Here is a 17,570-nt window from a genome sequence, read left to right on the forward strand (position 1 = left end):
ATTAGGTAACTAATACATGTTTTATTTCCATAAATATAGCCATTTTAATAAAAACATCGAAATAAAAATCAAATTTCGAGTTTTTTTATGATTAATATTAGATAGTAGTGTTTTTTTAATAAAAAATTAACAATAAATTATTTAAAACACTCAATAATTCCATTTTAATAATTTTTTTAATCTAAATAGTCTTATTTAAATCATTTATTTTTAAAAACTTAAAGATTAAATTCAATTATTTGATGATTTATTCCATATTTGTTTGAAAATAACGGTGCGTTATTTGATTTTGTTCCTGTAAAAATTACTTTTATTCTATAAGTGATATAAAAAATTGAAAGAAGTTAAAAATATTAAGAAAAATAGTCCCCTTTGCGATGCCCGCACGTGTTTTATGTGTAAAAATTGCATGGAAGAATGGCATCCTGCTATTTGCGCCAATAAAATCAATATCAAATTAAAAAAAGGGGAGGTGTTATTTAATGAAGGAGATCCGGTTAGTGGTATCTATTTTGTGTATAGCGGCGTTATTAAAGTATACAAACAATGGGACGATGATAAGGAGCTGATAATCCGCTTTGCCGAAAACGGCGCCATTTTAGGTCATCGCGGCATAGGGCCAAATCTTAATTATCCTATTTCGGCAGCGGCGCTTGAGCCGTCAGTGGTCTGCTACGTGAGCATGAAATTTTTTGAAAGTACATTAAAGGTAAATGGTGAACTTACCTACCAACTGGTTAATTTCTTTGCCAGCGAACTGCGTAAATCTGAACGCCGCATGCGCGACCTCGCGCACATGTCTGTTAAGGGCCGGGTTGCCGGCGCATTGATAAAACTACAGAAGCAATTCGGAACAACCACCGACGGTTTTATTAATATTACCCTGAGTCGCCAGGACCTGGCATCATTCGCCGGTGCTACTTACGAAACCGTTTTCAGGGTTATCAATGAATTGGTGCAGGAGCAGAGTATCAGGCTATCGGGAAAAAGTATTGCTATTAATAATCCCGATGCCCTTGCTGCTTTGCGGCAACATAATAAGTGATCTTAACTTATGCCACGCCAACGTACACCATTCCATCAGTAACCCTAACCGGGTATGTTTTTATTTTGTAATCATCGCCGCTTAGGCACTCGCCGCTTAGCAGTGAGAACGTTTTTTTATGAAACGGACAGGCTACCTTGGGTTCGCAAGCATCGCCGGCGCTTCCTATCATTCCACGCGATAACGACATTTGTTGTTTATGCGGGCATAGGTTTTGCGTGGCATACCATTCACCGCGCCTGCTGAAATTGTATATCGCAATTTGCTCGTGGCCATGCTTCATGCAAACGCCGCCATTTTCGGGTACATCATCAACGTAACACGCCAGTACCCATTCTATATCTATTATTGTTTCCATAATTTTTTATTTTTAGTCCGAAAGTCCGCATAGGTCGGGAAATTCGGAAGATTTAGCTTTTTATAACTGTTACATAAATTCAACTTCCGGACTCCTCTTACCACACGGCTTTTACCTGTTCGCGCATTCCCTCAAACTTTACTGTAGGGTCTTTTTCGCCGGGTGCGTTTACGAAGTGGGTAAAACGGCTGCGTAGTGCCGGATTGTTTACAACTTCTTTCCATTCACAATGGAAGCTGTCAACCAGCAATTGCATTTCTTCTTCCAACTGCTCCGCTATGCCCAAGCTGTCATTTATTATTACATTTTTCAGGTAGCTCATGCCGCCTTCCATTTTATTTAACCACGTAGCAGTACGTGTAAGCGGGTCGGCGGTTTTAATATAAAACATCAGGAAGCGGTCGAGGTATTTGATCAGTATTTTATTGTCTATGTCGGCTGCTAATAGTTGTGCGTGCTGTGGCTTAGAGCCGCCGTTGCCGCATATGTAAAGGTTCCAGCCTTTTTCTGTAGCTATAATGCCAAAATCCTTACTTTGGGCTTCGGCGCATTCGCGGATGCAGCCACTTACCCCGCCTTTTAGTTTATGCGGAGATCGCAGTCCCTTATATCGTTCCTCTATCTCAATTGCAAATGATACGCTATCATGCAGGCCGAACCTGCACCAGGTACTGCCCACGCAGCTTTTAACCGTACGCAGGGCCTTGCCATAAGCATGGCCGCTTTCAAAGCCGGCATCAATCAGCTCTTCCCAAATCAGCGGCAGGTCGCTTACGTGTGCGCCGAACAGGTCGATACGCTGGCCGCCGGTTATTTTAGTGTAAAGCCCGTATTTCTGGGCTACCTGGCCTATTGTTATTAATTTTTCAGGTGTAATTTCGCCGCCTGGTATCCGCGGCACTACTGAATAAGTGCCACCCTTTTGAATATTGGCCAGGTAGCGGTCATTGCTATCCTGGATGGTATCCTGCTTAACAATCAGGTCGTTCCATAAGCTGGAGAGGATGCTGGCCACCAATGGTTTGCACGTTTCGCAGCCATCACCCTTGCCGAAATGATCGAGCACAAGGTCGTAGTTTTTTAGTTTGTTGATCTTCACCAGGTCATACAATTCCTGTCGCGCGTAATCGAAGTGCTCGCACACCACGTTTTTAATGTACTGGCCGTTGGCTTTCATGGTGCCAGCCAGCAAATCTTTCACCATCGGCATGCAGCCACCGCAGCCTGTGCCGGCTTTTGTGCATTTCTTTATGGTATCCAAACTCGTTGCGCCATCGTTAACCACGCCACAGATAGTGCCTTTGCTCACTGCCTCGCACGAGCATATTAATGCATCATCGGGCAAACTCATCACGCCGGCACCCTCGCTTTGTTCGCCACCGCGCAATCCCAGTATCATATCTTCGGGGTTAGGCGGCAGGGCGATTTTATTATTTACTGTTTGCAGCAGCATGTTATAGGCATCGGCATCGCCAACCAGGATGCCGCCCAAAAGCAGTTTGCCATCATTGCTGATATTGATCCGTTTGTAAACACCCTTATGTGTATCCTCAAATACAATAGTGCGGCAAGCCGGTTCGGTAATAAAGGCATCGCCAAGACTGGCCACATCTACACCTATCAGCTTTAGCTTGGTACTCATGTCGAAGCTATGGAAGGTCTTGTCGGCGCCCATTAATTGCGCGACTACCACTTCGGCCATTTCATAGCCGGGGGCAACAAGTCCATAAATCACATTGTCAAACAGCGCGCATTCGCCTATTGCAAAAATGGAGTTGTCGCTGGTTTGCATGCGTCCGTTCACCATAATGCCGCCACGGGTGCCTACCTGTAGGCCGGCCAGCTTTGCCAGTTCATCACGAGGGCGGATGCCCGCCGATATCACCAGCATGTCTACAGCCAATAGCGTATCGTCATTAAATTGGAGCGCTTCTATTTTATGGTCGCCGGCAATGCAGGCAGTGCTTTTATTTAAGTGGATGTTTAAGCCCAGGGCGCTCAACTTCGACTGCAGCATTGCGCTGCCCGCAGCGTCAATTTGCCGGGGCATTAAGCGAGGAGCGAATTCAATTACGTGTGTTTGTTTGATGCCAAGGTCAATTAATGCCTTAGCTGCTTCGAGGCCCAAAAGTCCGCCACCCATTACCGCTCCATTTTTAGCATTGATAGCATAAGCTTTTATTAGCTCGAGATCTTCGATGGTGCGATAAACAAATACGCCTCCTTTTTCGATGCCCGGAATGTCGGGCACAAAGGCCGACGAGCCGGTGGCCAGTACCAGGTAATCATATCCAAGGGTCACACCTTTTAAAGAGTGGATAGTTTTATTGACTCGATTTATTTCCTGGATGGGATCGTCGAGGTGCAGTTGAATGTTGTTGTCGGTATACCATGATGCGGATGACATGGATAAGTCGTCTGCGGATTTACCGGCAAAATATTCGCTCAGGTGAACACGATCATAGGCGCGGCGCGGTTCTTCGCCAAAAACAATAATATTAAAGGCTGACGATTTAGCTACCAGTTTCTCGCAAAACTTGTATCCCACCATACCGTTGCCAACAACTATAATGGTTGGTTTTGACATAACAGATCTTTTAAATGTTAAAGCAATTTTCTAACATAAACACATCTAATTTGCGACCAAATGCATTTATAGTAACAATTATAACCATTTATCTGATTGAAATAACAATAGTTACTGTTAAATTTTGATTTTTTTCTTAATTTTTATGATTTTGACAATATTTTATCAATATAAAACGCAATTTTTATCAAATTTTTATTAAAAAAATCAGTTATTAATCCGAAATTTGATATCAACTATAAAAAATAGCTTTATATAATTAATACAAAAGCTTTATTTATTTAATTTTTGACTTTTAACTAAAAAAATGGCCGATAATCCCATAGTTCCTGAGTTGATTGTAATGGGCGCAGGTCCCGGTGATCCGGAATTGATAACTGTTAAAGGTCAGCGCATATTACGGCAGGCCGATGTGGTGCTTTACGACAACCTGGCCAATAAAGAGCTATTAAGCCTCACCAAAGCCGACTGCGAAACGATATATGTAGGTAAGCAGCCTTACGGCGAGTATACTACGCAAGAAGCTATACACGAAATGATAGCTCATTACGCTTTTGCAAAAGGCAGGGTAGTGAGGTTGAAGGGTGGCGACCCTTTTATATTTGGGCGGGGATATGAGGAGATTATTTATGCACGGAGTTTAGGCATTAAAACACAGTTTATCCCCGGTATCAGCAGTATGCAGGCAGTTGGGTTGGAAGATATACCGCTTACACACCGCTCGGTTAGTGAAGGGATATGGATAGTTACAGGGACAAAAAAAGACGGCGCCTTGTCGGCCGACCTGAAGCTGGCCATACAAAGTAAAGCAACCGTTGTGATTTATATGGGAATGAAAAAATTGCAGGATATAGCACAAACTTATATTGAGTCCGGAAACGGCAATTTCCCTGCCGCAATTATTCAACACGCTTCGCTTCCAAACCAAAAATCGGTGCGGGGGCTTGTTAAAGATTTGCCGGAAATGGCTGAAAGTAAGCATTTAACCTACCCTGCAATTATTATAATAGGAGAAGTAACCAACTTATACGAATTAAAAACAGAACAATGAAAATCAGGATAAAAGGAAACTCGCTGCGGTACAGGCTCACGAGGAGTGATGTGGACAAATTTTTAACAGACGGATATATCGCAGAAACAACCGATTTTGGAATGCAAACGCTTGAATATGCGCTTCAGCAAAACCGGCTTAATAATTTATCAGCGATTTTTGAAGGCAATAAAATAACGGTATTTATGCCTAAAACGATGGCGCAGGAATGGTATGTAACTGATAGGGTAGGCTTCGAATGGAACGCCAACGGGCTGAATCTATTAGTTGAAAAGGATTTTAAATGTTTGGACGAGGTAGCAGAGGACCAGAGTGATAATTATCCAAACCCCTTGGCGAAATTCAGTAAAGTATAAAATTGCGATAATGAATTATTTATCGTGCAAAAAGACTCCTTGTTATCGTTTGACTATTTGCCGGAATAGTGGGCTCTGACAGCGGTGATTTTACCGTCGGCGTTAAACTGCATGAATTCGGCGCTCATGGTATTGTTCACGCTTTCATAATACAAAACAATCGAACCGTGCCCCACCAGCACGTGGTGTAATTTAAACTCCAGATCCGGGTAGGCAGCCAGTCCTTTGGTGAAATATTCCTTTAAAGTTTGCTTATCGGTTATCCGGCCTTCCGGGTTGATATTTAGCTTCACAATAAGCGGCGAATAAAATTCTATCACATCGGCATAGTGGCTCATAATCACATTAAGGTTATGGCTGTTCCATGCAGCCACCCATTCGCTGGCAAAATCCTGGTAAAAATTGTCGGGTGTCGTCATCGGCATTTACATATATGAATACATAAAGAAAAGGAAATTTATATATATAACGATGATGCTTTTTTATGCTAACTTTTGGCGCTGAAAGCGAATGGAAAATTTAAAGTTTCGAAAAGGTAGTGTAAAGTCGGTCGACGGGGCGGAAATTGGGTATTATAGCCTTGGCAGTGGTCCCGGGTTGGTTGTAGTTCATGGATCATTACGCTCAGCTGCTGATTACGAAGTGCTTGGCGAATGTTTAGCAGATACGTTTACGGTTAATATTGTTAACCGGCGTGGTAGGGGCAACAGCGGGCCGCAGGGTAATGATTACTCTTTTGAAAAGGAAGTTGCCGATGTTACCGCCGTATTAAAAGAGACAGGTTCATCATTATTATTTGGGCATAGCTATGGCGGCACTGTGGCATTGGAAGTTGCTTTAAATAATTACACCCTGCAAAAGCTGGCGGTTTATGAACCCGCAATATCGATCAAAAACTCTATCCCAATAAATACATTGCCCGAAATCGAAGCGGCTTTGATGGTTCAGGACTATAAAAAAGCATTTGCCGGTATAATGAATGTTGTGAGTAACGGCACCATCCCCGAAAATCAGTTGCCTGATTTTGCGCTTGCCATGAGCCGTTACCCAATATGGTCCTACCTGTGCTTGCTGCTTGAAACAGCTCCCGCTGAAATTATTGCTGTACACAATGCCGACAATAGTTATCCTAAATACAGCGCCATCAAAGTCCCCACATTGTTCTTAAATGGCAGTAAAAGCCCCCCGCAGCTTGCGATACAAACAGCTATGCTTGCAGGTGAACTGCCCAATAGCAAAATAATACAAATTGAAGGCGCCAGGCATAGCGGGCCTGACATAGATGCGCCTATGGAGATAGCAAATGAGTTAAAGGGGTGGTTTAGGCACTAACCTGAGTTGACGGAACGCAGCTAAAAATAAGTGTGCTACTAAAACAACTAAACAGCTTACCTATAACAAGCCTTTCTCAATAATCTCTATCGCCATTTTCCACAAACTCTTATCTCCGTCAACCATTCCTTTAAGCAGTAATTTCTTTTTTCTAAGATATTCTATTGCGTGCTCCTGGTCGTACTTTATCACCAATGGCATGTTATCAATCAGGTCGCAATATTTAACCGTTTGTGCGCCGGGGCTAATGGTCATCAATCGACGTGCTTCTTTTTCTTTACGTTCTATCCGGCTTAAACCTGGATATGCGGACGATTTGAAAATATCGGTAAGTTCAACAACGCGTACTGTAATATAATTTGCCTCCATATCGTTGTACCCAAACCCCAGCAGGGCCTCGAATAGTTCATTATGGGTAACCGCAGTGTCCTCTAAAATATCATGGCAGAGGCCGATTTCGTAGCCCATAAGGGTGGCTGGCCTCGCCATTACTGCCACAGTCTCCAGGTGAATAAAATAAGGGTCACCGGTATATTTCTTCGTTTGCCCATTATGTTTTTTTGCAACCCACTGCGTGAGTAGCTCAGCCGGTTCTTTTGTGCGATTGGTCATATCTTTTTTAATATTTAACCGGCGTTTTCAATTTTATCCAGTTTAAAATAACCAAGATGAATCCGGTCTTCCTCCAAACCCATAGCGGGTGTTAGCAAAATATTGTAATTTTCTTTTAAACCAGGTGCCAGTATATCTTCCACACGGTAAATGTCGTCAACATCAATGCCGTACTTCTCATCGATATGTGAGCCGGCACCTTTAATAGTGTTAGTTTTAAAGAATACCGTTTTCTTTGCATGCTGAATTGCATGGGCCCGGTCTTCGTGAACGCTCAAAACAGTATAGTGCTGTTCCTCCAGTTTGCCCGATTGGTACCCGCCCAGGTTGATAAAGAATAGCTTTTTCTGCGATACTGCGAGGTTCTCCTGCTTCAAAACTACTTTAACCGAGTAGCCACCTACCTGGGTTATTTCGCGCCACCCATCCAGGTGAATGCTGTTTCCTGCTTCAGGCCAGAAAGCGCGTATTGAGGGTACAAGGTCTTTTAAACTCCCGGCAATACCAAAAAAATAATCATGTTGCTCTACATTCCTGTTTGGTGCTTTTGAGCCCAGCAACAACATGTACAATTTATATTCAGGCGGCTGTTGATGATTCATTAAGTGGTAATAGTGTTTTAGCAATGGTAGCCGATGCTTCTTCGCAAAAATCAAGACCCGAATAATCAGGGTTGTAACCCCCTATGTATGGCACGGCCATTATGTACACACGGTTGTTAAAAGCGCCGTACCTGTCGACAACCTGGAAGTTGTCATTGATGGTTATACCGGGTACGTTTAAATAATATGCCCCGTCGATAACCAATAACACATCCTTTCCATCGGCCATGGCTTTACGGCCTTCATCGGCCGATTTAAATTTCAGGCGCGCCGGGCTAACGGTATCTTTGCTGATAAGCCCTTTAAACGGGAACTCTTCGAACGACAGATGAGGCTGCCCCACGCAATCAACAAAGGTATTAAAGTAAACAGATTGATTTTGCCCGGTTTCGTCTGAATAATGATAAGTGGCGCCGCCTTTTTCTTCAGCCGTTACGCTGCTATCCTCGCCCACCTGAATAAGCTCAAGTACCCCCTCCTGGTGCAGGGCCATTAATTCCTCGCTGGAGCTTTGGGGGATATAGGCGATCACTATAGAAATTAATGGAATTAATGATTTTTGCAGCCGCTGCATATCCTCAGCAGATAAGTGTTTCGCCGGGTAATTTAAAGCGAAACTCAACACACCCAGCATTTCTTTCCAGTAGACTGACTCCCGTCGCCTGATTGATTTTTCCGCTTCAGCATATTCTGCCTTTAATAATTGGAAAGCATCCAGTCGTTCGCGCAGTTCCATCATGGAATCTACAAACTCCTCAACCCGCATATCTTTTATCTGTTGATAAAACTCAGGGTCTTTATTGCGGAATATCGCCTTAAAGTCGTTTTCAAAGATATAATCTAATGATAAAAAACCGTTGTTACCGGCTATGTGTGCTGCTATCTCTTCCCGGGTAAGCAACTTATCGTTCGACAAATGCGAATCTTCCAGATGAAAGCGCACTGCAGGGAGCATACCGTTACGGGTGTGCAATACCATTTTAAAATTTTGGCTATCTTCAGCAAGCTTATAAAAGAGCCGGCCGTTTTTATCCTTGTCAAATATTCCGTTATGGCGGGCCAGTGTGCGGATGGCATCTACAGCGGTGAGTGATGACCCCTTAATTGCAACCGGATGATTAAGCTTTAGCGCAAGTTTAACCGGCGGGTATGGCGAATCGAAATAGTTGGGCACCGTGCCTTCGTGTTTAACCGGCCAATTATGGCCAGTACAGATTATTACCTTGTCAAACTCAAACCGGTCTTTTTCGCCAATTTCTACATAAGTGACTTCCTGGGCCGGGTAATCGATAATATCAGTTACCTCGCTTTTGTAATGCACCGTGAATTCAATTCCGGCCTCTTTTGCCTGCTTTTGCAGCACATCAAACTGCGCAGTAAGGTATTGACCGAATAACAGCCGCGGTAAAACTTTATATTCGTTAAATCGCCCGCCGTCCATATGGAATTTGTCGAGCGTGTCCTTAGGTGCGGTTTTTATCCAGTCGGCCAGTGGGGTAACCAGCGACGGAATTTCGTTGCCAGATACATTGGTGATGTGCTCGTCGTTGGCACCTTCGGCACTGTATGGCATACCAGCTCCAAGGCGTTGTTTTTTTTCAAATATGTCGATGGTGATCTCCGTCCTCCCGGATTCTACCAATCGTTTAAACATGAACAAGCCGCCGGGCCCCCCACCCAGTATGGCAATACGCTGTTTATTTTTCAAGCTTTTAGTTTTTTACCTATAACTTCGGGGGGAGTACTTTTGTTTATAAAATTATCTGTCCAGAATTGTGTTCTCATTCCTGTTAATTGAGACAGCATTTGACCTATACTGTGGTTAAAACCGTTGAGAATGCTGTTTGGTATTGCATTTGTATATCACCAATTGCATCTATTAAACATTTAAAAACATCAACTATGAGATCATTACTTTACATCGTAGCTGTCATCCTTATAATAGGATGGGCTATCGGCACTTTTGCTTATGCAGCAGGCGGTTTAATCCACATTTTATTAGTTATAGCAGTGATTGCGCTAATCCTGGGATTTTTGAGGCGGGATACTGTTGTATAAGCCCAAAAATATCCGGATAGATAAGTGAGGTAGAATAAAGCCCGGTTTGCAAATGCAAGCCGGGCTTATTTTATAGTAATAGCGCTGTAAAGAACGCTGTGTGAAAGCAAAGCGCCGTTCTTTATTTCAAATAAAGCAACCTATCGATATCCTATCATTTGCTCAAAAAATCCGCCGATACCCTTTGCCTTATCTACAAAGTGTATTTCCAAAATCCAGTGGCGGTCGTTGCCCTGCGGGTCTTTACCGAGAATGTCGGCGTGATTGTTGGGATGGATATCCAGGCCAAGGTTGCCGTCGCCCAATTGCTCGTGGGGGTAGGGGCCTACAATATGTCCGCCAATGTCGCCTACATATTCCCAGCCGTATTTGCGGGCCAGGTCGTGTAAATAAATAAAGAACTCTGCGCCGGTAAGGGAGCTTTGCGCATCATGCCAGGCTTTGGCTTCGTACCAGGCGTCTTCAATATCCCTTAGCAACTTCAGCTTCAAAGGGTCGCTACCCATAATGTAGGTGCGGCCCAGGTCGGCCTCATAACCTTCAAATATAGGGCCGAAGTCAACTATAACCAGGTCATCTTCCTGTATAACCAGGTCGGGTGGGTTGCCGCTGTAAGGCTGCATTGTGTTGATGCCGGCCCGCACAATTTTCTTATGCCAAAAGCTTTCAGTTCCGAAAAGCTCCTTTGCCAGTTTAACCACGTCCTCAATCAATTCGCCTTCGCGTTTTCCCGGTCTGATCAGGCCGCGTTCCTGGAGCGTGGCAAACAGTTCCTTTGCCTTTTGCTCGGCAATAGCCATTTTTTGTTTTATTTCGTTCATTGCTTTTATGTTGGTCTGTCTGGTTTAAAAAAGTAATTTTAAATGATTCATTATCAGGTTGCCAGTATGCTTTGTTTTATAAAATCGCTGCTTACCACAGTGGCAAACTCATCGTTAAGGCTTGCCAGTGCAGTTTCGTGGATGAGTTCGGCGGAGTAGTTTTGCCCGTTTATTCCTTTTTTATTGAAGGTGGCAGTAGCATCGGCGACCAAAAAGGTCTTATAACCTAAATTGCCTGCCATGCGTGTAGTTGTTGAAACGCAATGGTCGGTAGTTAGCCCAACAATTACCAGCGTCGTTATTTTAGCATCATCAAGCCTGGCTTTTAAATCGGTGCCGATGAAGGCACTGTTTACATTTTTTTGTATTACCGGCTCGCCTTCGGCTGGAGTAACCATTTCATTAAACCGGTTGCCGGGATTTGTTTCATGCAGCGGAGAAGTTAATGTTGATGAGCAGTGCTGTATGTGAAAGAGTGGCAGCCCATGCTCCCGCCATAATTGTAGAAGTTCACTTGCGCGTAACACAGCGTCCGGGTTGTTTCGCTGACCGCCCCAGTATTCAATATCGTCAAATGCCTGTTGAATGTCGACGAGGATTAATGCCGGGCGGGCTGCTTTAGTTATGATGGTTGATTCTTTTGGTTTATTGCTATCTGTATTTTCCATTCTTTGTAACGTTATTAAGGGCGGCGTTCGAAAGTCCAAATGAAATTATCCCGATTTGCCATAGATTTCTTTCGCCGTTTGTTTAAACAAAGCAACACCCTTTTATTGATAAAATAAAATACTTAATTTTGATTGATTAATAACTTATTTTGATTTGAATATGGATATTCAGCAGCTGAAAAATTTTCTTATTTTGTGTGATACCCTCAATTACAGGAAAGCTGCTGAACAAATAAATATTGTACAGCCCGCACTGAGCAGGCAAATACAACTGCTGGAGATCGAGATTGGCGCCCTGTTGTTTAACCGTAGTAACCGGGCGGTTACTTTAACAGATGCCGGTGTGTTTTTCAAAAAGGAAGCCGACAGGATTTTGCAGGATTTGAACAAAACAATTACGCATACTGCACGGCTACATAATGGCGAGGCGGGCGAGGTGAGGGTTACACATTCAAGCTCAGCTATGAACACCGTGGTACCCGGATTTTTGGTTAAGGTGAAACAAAAATGGCCGCAACTTAAAACCATTGCCCAGGAAACCTCTAACCACCAGCAAATGGAGATGTTGCTGGCACGGAAATCAGACATGGGTGTAGCGCCAAATATCGGCCTCCCGGCTGAGGTAAACTCCAGGGTTTTATACCGCGAAAATTTTGCATTGATTTTGCCTGTTAACCACCCGCTGGCTGGTAAGGAGTTAACAGACTTATCCATATTAAGAGACGAACCGTTTATTTTACCGCAGGCAACCACCTGTGTTAACTATATGGCTACCATATTGCAGTTGTGCCAGGGTTTTGGCTTCAAGCCAAATGTGGCGCACGAGTCGGCGCACTCAACAGGAGTATTGCGGTTGGTTGAGGCCGGTCTTGGTATTTCTATTGAGCCTTTATCTTCGGTGAAAGGTATGGATATGAATGTAAGACTGATCGAATTAAGAAACGTGCCGCAAAAGGCGGAGATGATTCTTTTCTGGTTAAAGGAACGCGAGACAGAGCTGGGCCGGTTTATTGAGATGTTTTGATGGAGCCTGGTCGTTTGCAATTACGTTGCCAATTGTTACCTTAGGGCATAATTTAATTACCCAATTCTAAACCTTACCAATGGACAGAACCCTAAAGATCTACACCAAAACCGACCATCTTTTTGCCGAGTTTGTGTTTATTTACGAACACCCACGGCAGGCCAAAGTGCACTATACACAATACCGCAGGCTTTATAACGATGATGAGGAAGATGAAAACAAATCGGTTTACCCGGGTTTTGATACGGAAACATATCTTGATTTTAGGCAGTTCGACTCAATAGAACAAATTAAAAACTATGATATTGAAGTAGCGAAAAAGGAATTGGGGCGTGATATGACTGATCCGCGTGGGTACAATTATGTATATGACGCCACCCCGGTGCTGCTGCGTTATATTGTTACTAACCGCATTGGCGGTATGGTAAACATTTTGTTCAGCTTTGCAGAAAATATCAAAGAGGTGAAATTTTTGTCGGCTGTTCATCCCAGGTTTGATTTTGATATTTCTTCAAACAGCCTCGAAACCAACATAAGTTGTATAACCCGGATACCGTTGTATGTCGACCGCGATGTTTTGGAGATAAGCAGCCGCGATTTGAAACGGTTGGAGCCGTGGTATTGACAAATTTTTCAATGTAGAGACGCAATATTTTTCGTCTCCCACAGATATGTAATTAACAATTGTTTACTGGGAATAATGATAACCTATGCGCGGGAGACTAAATCTTGTCCCTAAAATATAATGCCGCCAACGTACACACCCCCGCAAGGGCAGAAAATGCCGCAGCAAACGCAAAAAAGTAAACATATTCTAAAACGGCCATTGCCAGTAAAAACACGCTCAGTAACCCTGCAAATCTGCCAAATAAGTTGTTCGCGGCATCCCCGGACAAAAACCATAGCAATGCGCTAATCAGCAATAGTACACCAATCATTATAAAGCCATAACCATTAAAAAACAAAGCCAGCGTTACCTGCCTGCCCATAAATGCAAAATGCACCGTTTCCATTCCTTTAACAACTTGTGCAACGGCCGCGTTGGGGGTATCGTTCCAGGTAAGTGCACCCATTGTGTGCCCTGCGGTATGTAAAAGCATTAGTATTGATGCAATACGCAATAATATTTTTGGTTTCATTTTACAAAGTGTTGGCTTGTTCAGTAACGTTTTTATACAGATTTATAATTAGTCCCCAGCCCTCGTCCATACTCTCGAAAGTTTTGCCGCCGCTGCCGAGCCTGTCGAGGTTTCTGTGCTCAAATTTTACCGTCGTCTTTTTAGGGCCGTCAGCAATGAAATTTACCTCAACTTCGGTCATTAGTTCCGGGTCGAACTGAAATTCACTATTTATTTGCCAGGCCAAACCGAGAAAGCTATTCGGGTCCCAGCTCAACACATAGCCAATATTGGCTTCGCTACCGTCTTCATGGCCGGTGTACCAGCGACCGTTCAAGCCGGACTCCACCACCATTTCAATCATCGGTGCTTTGCCGATATGATGTGTGCGCGGCCACCATAAATCCATCTTTTCGCTAAAAACTTTAAAAGCCGTGGCTTGCGAGGCTTCAACAATAACCTCCTTTTTTATTGTTGCGATTTCTACATTATTCATTTTCTTTTTCAGTTTGTTCTGCTGCTAATTTGAATGCGGCCAGCGCTGTATCCCAAAACTTGTTTAAATAGTTACGCATGGCTAAAATCCCTTCCTGGTTAATTTGATAAATGTTTTTTGTGCCTTGTTGATTTATGCTTATCAGCTTTGCCTCGCGCAACACTTTTAAATGTTGTGACACCGCAGGCCGGCTAACTTGTAATCCTTCGGCTATATGTACCACTGCCAGCGGCCGGTCGCGAAGTTTTTCAAAAATCATTCTCCGGGTAGGGTCGCCCAGTGCGTTAAATGCGCTCTCACTGTTATTCATATACTAAAAATTAAAGTAAGTATAAACTTACCGTTAGTGAAAACTTACCAATAGTTTTTTAAAATGCAAGAGAAAATTTAAAAAATTAATCGGCTGTCAACTTTGGTGCTTTTCGCCGTATCGCCATTAATTTAATGTTAATATTAAATGGGCCGGTATTAACAATTAAAGACCTGTCCCCACTAAATATTATCGGTAGATTATTATTGCGTTAAGGAATTATTGGGGGCGCGCTAATTCAGAATTTACACAGAATTAGGGCGGTTTCTTTGGGGAAAATACCCTTAATGAAACTAACGTATACTTGCTTATTCGTCCTCTTTTCCGTTTCTTTTTCTTTCGCATCTACCATTTCAGGCTATATTTTTGATAAAAACGCTAATGAACAACTGGTGGGGGCTACAGTAACCCTGTCGCCTGGCAACTTCAAAGCATCATCCATGCTTAATGGCAAATACCAGGTAAATAATGTTACGCCCGGCAGCTATAGAATTAAGGTTTCTTTTATAGGTTACCGGACTATTGATACCACATTGGTGGTTAGCGCCGGCTCAGATATCAGGCTTAACTTTTACATGGTTTCTGCAAATTCAAGCTTGAACGAAGTTGTGGTAACGGCAAAAAGCAATAAGGAATCTGACCAGTATTCAAAACGGGCGGAGCAGCGCGCAAATAATGTGATGAACATTGTTTCGGCCAACTCAATTGCTATTTCGCCTGATATTACAGTAGCTAATGTAATGGCCCGTGTTTCGGGTGTTTCTGTGGAACGCGGCAATACCGGCGATGGGCAATTTGCCATTATACGGGGCATGGACCCACGCTATAATACCACCCTGATAAATGGAGTAAAAATACCGAGCCCGGATAACAAGCAACGGTATGTGCCCCTGGATATATTCCCTTCGGATTTAATAGAGCGTATTGAGGTATCAAAATCACTGACACCGGATATGGAAGGTGATGCTTCGGGCGGGGTAATAAATATGGTAATGAAAACCGCGCCCGACCAATTACGTATTGAGGGAAATTTGGGTGCCGGTTACAGCCAGCTGTTTTCAATGCGGCCGTTCCAGGGTTTTAACAACTCAACGGTTAACTCGAAATCTCCTGCGGAGATATTGGGGATCGGTGTACCGGCTGCAATTAGCGATTTTCCGTATCAAAACCTGATCACTTCATCAACAAAAACGCCAGTCAACAGCAATTTTAGTTTAACAGTAGGCGACAGGTTTTTAAATAAAAAGCTTGGTGTTATTTTCTCGGGCAGCTATCAAAATACTTATGCCGGGAACAACACATCCCGGCTGGTTGAAAACGCAACGTTGGGCCCTGCACATGGCCCGGATGCGGAAATGACACAGGTTTTTCCGGATTATCTGAACCGGCAGTACTCGTCGTTAACTAACAGGCTGGGGCTGGTTTCAAATATCGACTATAAATTTAATAAGGATAACTCGATAAGCTTGTTTGGTATATACGCCCAACTGAACGAAAACAGGGTGAGGATTACCGATGATTTGCTTTTAGGCAATTATTCGTACCATGGATATACCGGGGGCTTCCAGGAAAGTTACCAAACACAAACCAGGAAGCAACTGCAAAGCATTTATAGTGCCATACTACATGGCGATAATAAGCTGGCTGATTCATTTACTGCAAATTGGTCGGTGGCTTTTTCGCAGGCTAAACAGGAGTTGCCCGACATGGCAACTTTTGAAACTACGCAGCAAATTAGCCCCAATACATCAGGAACAGCTACCTCGCTTACTTATGGCCCCCTGGCAGTAAGGCCGGAAAGTCGCCAATGGTCGCACAATACAGATAAGGATATATCAGGCTACCTGAATCTGAAATATGATACTAAAATAAACGACCATAAAACCTTATTTCTTTTAGGGGGAATGATCAGGCATAAAACGCGCGACAATTTTGACAATACCTATCATTTGAACGCTCCGCCCGACCAGGATTCGACCTACCAGAAATATATTTCGATACCCGCTTCAAAATTTGCATTTATTCCAACTTCGGATGCTGTGGGTAATGCAGCGAGCAACGCTGGCGTATACACGTTTACCGAAAATGTGGAAGCTGGTTATGCGGGCGCAAAGTATTTTGTTAACGACAGGTTTGATGTATTGTTTGGCCTGAGGGCAGAGAGTACCAGCCAGGTTTACGATTCGTCGCTGCCGGCTACCATTGCAGGAAAAACAGCGAACATCAGTTACCTGGATTTTTTACCGAGCCTGAATGCTAAATATGGTTTGAGCAAAAACCAGGCGCTGCGCCTGTCTTATTTCCGGTCGATACTGCGCCCGGGGTTTTCTGATCTGATACCTTATCTTGATAACACCGGCTTTGGGCAGGATAATTTCCCTACCCAAGGTAACCCCGCGCTGCAGCATTCGGTGATCGACAATTTTGATTTCAGGTACGAGGTATTCCCGAGTGGGCTTGATCAATTTATGGTTGGGGCATTTTACAAAAACATAGCGAACCCTATCGAGTACGCCCTGGTGCAGACAAATTTTTCGGCCGATTTGACGCTTAGCCCATACAATTTTGGTACCGCGCATAATTATGGGGTGGAAATGGTTTTCAGGAAATTTTTTGGCGACGTTGGTGTATCCGGTAATTATACCTACACCCATTCGCTCATCAATTCGACCAAAGAATTTGATTACAACGACCCGGCAGATAACACATTTCACAAAACGTTTGTGAACCAGCCCAGGCCGCTGCAAGGGCAGGCTGCCCATATAGGCAACGTATCGCTTTTATATAAAAACACCAAAAACGGATTGGATGCCCAACTTGCCTTTGTTTATACTGGTGAACGGATCAACACACTTTCGCTTTATAAAGACCTCGATAACTGGGAACGCCCCACACTCAATCTCGACCTTTCGGCCCAAAAAGAGTTTAGCCAGCATTATATCATCTACATAAAAGTAAACAACCTGCTGAATACACCCTACCGGTTAGTTGTAAAGCAACAAAATAAAGCCTATAGCGGCGATAATAAACTGCCCATCCAGGATAGCCCTAACTATGCAACTATCGAAAACGATAAATTTTACTCAAGGTACCTGCTTGGCTTCAGGTTCAAGTTCTAATAAACAATCAATA

At 43.4% G+C, this 17,570-nt stretch carries 19 protein-coding genes; 8 read left to right on the forward strand and 11 right to left on the reverse strand.

The features are described 5' to 3' along the window. Positions 1–409: 409 nt before the first annotated feature. Positions 410–1,045, forward strand: a complete 636-nt coding sequence (locus NAF19_RS15765; RefSeq protein ID WP_252791032.1) for a Crp/Fnr family transcriptional regulator — start codon at positions 410–412, stop codon at positions 1,043–1,045. A 7-nt stretch (positions 1,046–1,052) separates the two neighbouring features. Here the strand turns inward: NAF19_RS15765 and nirD are convergent, their stop codons facing one another. Further along, positions 1,053–1,403, reverse strand: a complete 351-nt coding sequence (gene nirD / locus NAF19_RS15770) for a nitrite reductase small subunit NirD (protein WP_252791033.1) — start codon at positions 1,401–1,403, stop codon at positions 1,053–1,055. A gap of 97 nt (positions 1,404–1,500) precedes the next feature. Further along, positions 1,501–3,990: a nitrite reductase large subunit NirB gene (gene nirB, locus NAF19_RS15775; RefSeq protein ID WP_252791034.1), complete on the reverse strand. Its 2,490-nt coding sequence runs from the start codon at positions 3,988–3,990 to the stop codon at positions 1,501–1,503. Between the two features lie 307 nt (positions 3,991–4,297). On the opposite strand from nirB, the gene cobA reads away from it, so the two are divergent. Both cobA and NAF19_RS15785 read left to right on the forward strand, forming a co-directional pair. Further along, the gene (gene cobA / locus NAF19_RS15780; RefSeq protein ID WP_252791035.1) at positions 4,298–5,041 is read left to right on the forward strand and encodes a uroporphyrinogen-III C-methyltransferase; all 744 of its coding nucleotides are present in this window, start codon (positions 4,298–4,300) and stop codon (positions 5,039–5,041) included. After that, on the forward strand, positions 5,038–5,397 hold the full coding sequence (locus tag NAF19_RS15785) for a DUF7009 family protein (RefSeq protein ID WP_252791036.1): 360 nt from the start codon (positions 5,038–5,040) through the stop codon (positions 5,395–5,397). The genes cobA and NAF19_RS15785 overlap by 4 nt, the downstream gene beginning before the upstream one ends. A gap of 53 nt (positions 5,398–5,450) precedes the next feature. On the opposite strand, the gene NAF19_RS15790 is transcribed toward NAF19_RS15785, so the two are convergent. Next, a complete protein-coding gene (locus NAF19_RS15790; RefSeq protein WP_252791037.1) occupies positions 5,451–5,816 on the reverse strand; it encodes a nuclear transport factor 2 family protein in 366 nt (121 codons plus the stop codon). A gap of 91 nt (positions 5,817–5,907) precedes the next feature. On the opposite strand from NAF19_RS15790, the gene NAF19_RS15795 reads away from it, so the two are divergent. Then, on the forward strand, positions 5,908–6,729 hold the full coding sequence (locus NAF19_RS15795; RefSeq protein ID WP_252791038.1) for an alpha/beta fold hydrolase: 822 nt from the start codon (positions 5,908–5,910) through the stop codon (positions 6,727–6,729). Positions 6,730–6,789: 60 nt separating this feature from the next. On the opposite strand, the gene NAF19_RS15800 is transcribed toward NAF19_RS15795, so the two are convergent. From NAF19_RS15800 to NAF19_RS15810, 3 genes are read right to left on the reverse strand one after another with little or no spacing between them, the layout of a single operon-like run. Continuing rightward, complete coding sequence (locus tag NAF19_RS15800; protein ID WP_252791039.1) at positions 6,790–7,341, reverse strand: hypothetical protein; 552 nt, start codon at positions 7,339–7,341, stop codon at positions 6,790–6,792. A gap of 14 nt (positions 7,342–7,355) precedes the next feature. Beyond that, positions 7,356–7,943 (reverse strand): DUF1543 domain-containing protein, encoded by a 588-nt coding sequence (locus NAF19_RS15805; RefSeq protein WP_252791040.1) that lies wholly within the window; start codon positions 7,941–7,943, stop codon positions 7,356–7,358. Continuing rightward, positions 7,921–9,651, reverse strand: a complete 1,731-nt coding sequence (locus tag NAF19_RS15810) for an FAD/NAD(P)-binding protein (protein ID WP_252791041.1) — start codon at positions 9,649–9,651, stop codon at positions 7,921–7,923. The genes NAF19_RS15805 and NAF19_RS15810 overlap by 23 nt, the downstream gene beginning before the upstream one ends. A 194-nt stretch (positions 9,652–9,845) precedes the next feature. Between NAF19_RS15810 and NAF19_RS15815 the strand changes: the two genes are divergently transcribed. After that, positions 9,846–10,001 carry a lmo0937 family membrane protein gene (locus NAF19_RS15815; RefSeq protein ID WP_252791042.1) on the forward strand — a complete coding sequence of 52 codons (156 nt, stop codon included), beginning with the start codon at positions 9,846–9,848 and terminating at the stop codon, positions 9,999–10,001. 140 nt (positions 10,002–10,141) lie between these two features. Here the strand turns inward: NAF19_RS15815 and NAF19_RS15820 are convergent, their stop codons facing one another. After that, positions 10,142–10,822 carry a M24 family metallopeptidase gene (locus NAF19_RS15820; protein ID WP_252791043.1) on the reverse strand — a complete coding sequence of 227 codons (681 nt, stop codon included), beginning with the start codon at positions 10,820–10,822 and terminating at the stop codon, positions 10,142–10,144. Positions 10,823–10,875: 53 nt separating this feature from the next. Then, positions 10,876–11,490 carry a cysteine hydrolase family protein gene (locus tag NAF19_RS15825; RefSeq protein WP_252791044.1) on the reverse strand — a complete coding sequence of 205 codons (615 nt, stop codon included), beginning with the start codon at positions 11,488–11,490 and terminating at the stop codon, positions 10,876–10,878. A gap of 160 nt (positions 11,491–11,650) precedes the next feature. Here NAF19_RS15825 and NAF19_RS15830 point away from each other — a divergent pair, with 160 nt between their 5' ends. Together NAF19_RS15830 and NAF19_RS15835 are read left to right on the forward strand one after the other, a co-directional pair. Continuing rightward, positions 11,651–12,514: a LysR family transcriptional regulator gene (locus NAF19_RS15830; RefSeq protein WP_252791045.1), complete on the forward strand. Its 864-nt coding sequence runs from the start codon at positions 11,651–11,653 to the stop codon at positions 12,512–12,514. Positions 12,515–12,593: 79 nt separating this feature from the next. After that, positions 12,594–13,139 (forward strand): hypothetical protein, encoded by a 546-nt coding sequence (locus NAF19_RS15835; protein WP_252791046.1) that lies wholly within the window; start codon positions 12,594–12,596, stop codon positions 13,137–13,139. Positions 13,140–13,236: 97 nt separating this feature from the next. On the opposite strand, the gene NAF19_RS15840 is transcribed toward NAF19_RS15835, so the two are convergent. The 3 genes from NAF19_RS15840 to NAF19_RS15850 are packed head-to-tail and all read right to left on the reverse strand — an operon-like array spanning position 13,237 to position 14,438. Continuing rightward, a complete protein-coding gene (locus tag NAF19_RS15840; protein ID WP_252791047.1) occupies positions 13,237–13,653 on the reverse strand; it encodes an LIC_13387 family protein in 417 nt (138 codons plus the stop codon). 1 nt (position 13,654) lies between these two features. Beyond that, the gene (locus tag NAF19_RS15845; RefSeq protein WP_252791048.1) at positions 13,655–14,128 is read right to left on the reverse strand and encodes an SRPBCC family protein; all 474 of its coding nucleotides are present in this window, start codon (positions 14,126–14,128) and stop codon (positions 13,655–13,657) included. After that, positions 14,121–14,438, reverse strand: a complete 318-nt coding sequence (locus NAF19_RS15850; protein WP_252791049.1) for an ArsR/SmtB family transcription factor — start codon at positions 14,436–14,438, stop codon at positions 14,121–14,123. The genes NAF19_RS15845 and NAF19_RS15850 overlap by 8 nt, the downstream gene beginning before the upstream one ends. Positions 14,439–14,725: 287 nt before the next feature. Between NAF19_RS15850 and NAF19_RS15855 the strand changes: the two genes are divergently transcribed. Then, positions 14,726–17,557, forward strand: a complete 2,832-nt coding sequence (locus NAF19_RS15855; protein WP_252791050.1) for a TonB-dependent receptor — start codon at positions 14,726–14,728, stop codon at positions 17,555–17,557. The last annotated feature ends 13 nt before the right edge of the window (positions 17,558–17,570 follow it).

The organism is Mucilaginibacter flavidus (genome assembly GCF_024055575.1).
Classification (GTDB): domain Bacteria; phylum Bacteroidota; class Bacteroidia; order Sphingobacteriales; family Sphingobacteriaceae; genus Mucilaginibacter; species Mucilaginibacter flavidus.

Bases quoted from the DNA above. Each gene is read 5' to 3' on its own strand.
- NAF19_RS15765 (WP_252791032.1), top strand. From the start codon at position 410: ATGGAAGAATGGCATCCTGCTATTTGCGCCAATAAAATCAATATCAAA.
- nirD (WP_252791033.1), bottom strand. From the start codon at position 1,403: ATGGAAACAATAATAGATATAGAATGGGTACTGGCGTGTTACGTTGAT.
- nirB (WP_252791034.1), bottom strand. From the start codon at position 3,990: ATGTCAAAACCAACCATTATAGTTGTTGGCAACGGTATGGTGGGATAC.
- cobA (WP_252791035.1), top strand. From the start codon at position 4,298: ATGGCCGATAATCCCATAGTTCCTGAGTTGATTGTAATGGGCGCAGGT.
- NAF19_RS15785 (WP_252791036.1), top strand. From the start codon at position 5,038: ATGAAAATCAGGATAAAAGGAAACTCGCTGCGGTACAGGCTCACGAGG.
- NAF19_RS15790 (WP_252791037.1), bottom strand. From the start codon at position 5,816: ATGACGACACCCGACAATTTTTACCAGGATTTTGCCAGCGAATGGGTG.
- NAF19_RS15795 (WP_252791038.1), top strand. From the start codon at position 5,908: ATGGAAAATTTAAAGTTTCGAAAAGGTAGTGTAAAGTCGGTCGACGGG.
- NAF19_RS15800 (WP_252791039.1), bottom strand. From the start codon at position 7,341: ATGACCAATCGCACAAAAGAACCGGCTGAGCTACTCACGCAGTGGGTT.
- NAF19_RS15805 (WP_252791040.1), bottom strand. From the start codon at position 7,943: ATGAATCATCAACAGCCGCCTGAATATAAATTGTACATGTTGTTGCTG.
- NAF19_RS15815 (WP_252791042.1), top strand. From the start codon at position 9,846: ATGAGATCATTACTTTACATCGTAGCTGTCATCCTTATAATAGGATGG.
- NAF19_RS15820 (WP_252791043.1), bottom strand. From the start codon at position 10,822: ATGAACGAAATAAAACAAAAAATGGCTATTGCCGAGCAAAAGGCAAAG.
- NAF19_RS15825 (WP_252791044.1), bottom strand. From the start codon at position 11,490: ATGGAAAATACAGATAGCAATAAACCAAAAGAATCAACCATCATAACT.
- NAF19_RS15830 (WP_252791045.1), top strand. From the start codon at position 11,651: ATGGATATTCAGCAGCTGAAAAATTTTCTTATTTTGTGTGATACCCTC.
- NAF19_RS15835 (WP_252791046.1), top strand. From the start codon at position 12,594: ATGGACAGAACCCTAAAGATCTACACCAAAACCGACCATCTTTTTGCC.
- NAF19_RS15840 (WP_252791047.1), bottom strand. From the start codon at position 13,653: ATGAAACCAAAAATATTATTGCGTATTGCATCAATACTAATGCTTTTA.
- NAF19_RS15845 (WP_252791048.1), bottom strand. From the start codon at position 14,128: ATGAATAATGTAGAAATCGCAACAATAAAAAAGGAGGTTATTGTTGAA.
- NAF19_RS15850 (WP_252791049.1), bottom strand. From the start codon at position 14,438: ATGAATAACAGTGAGAGCGCATTTAACGCACTGGGCGACCCTACCCGG.
- NAF19_RS15855 (WP_252791050.1), top strand. From the start codon at position 14,726: ATGAAACTAACGTATACTTGCTTATTCGTCCTCTTTTCCGTTTCTTTT.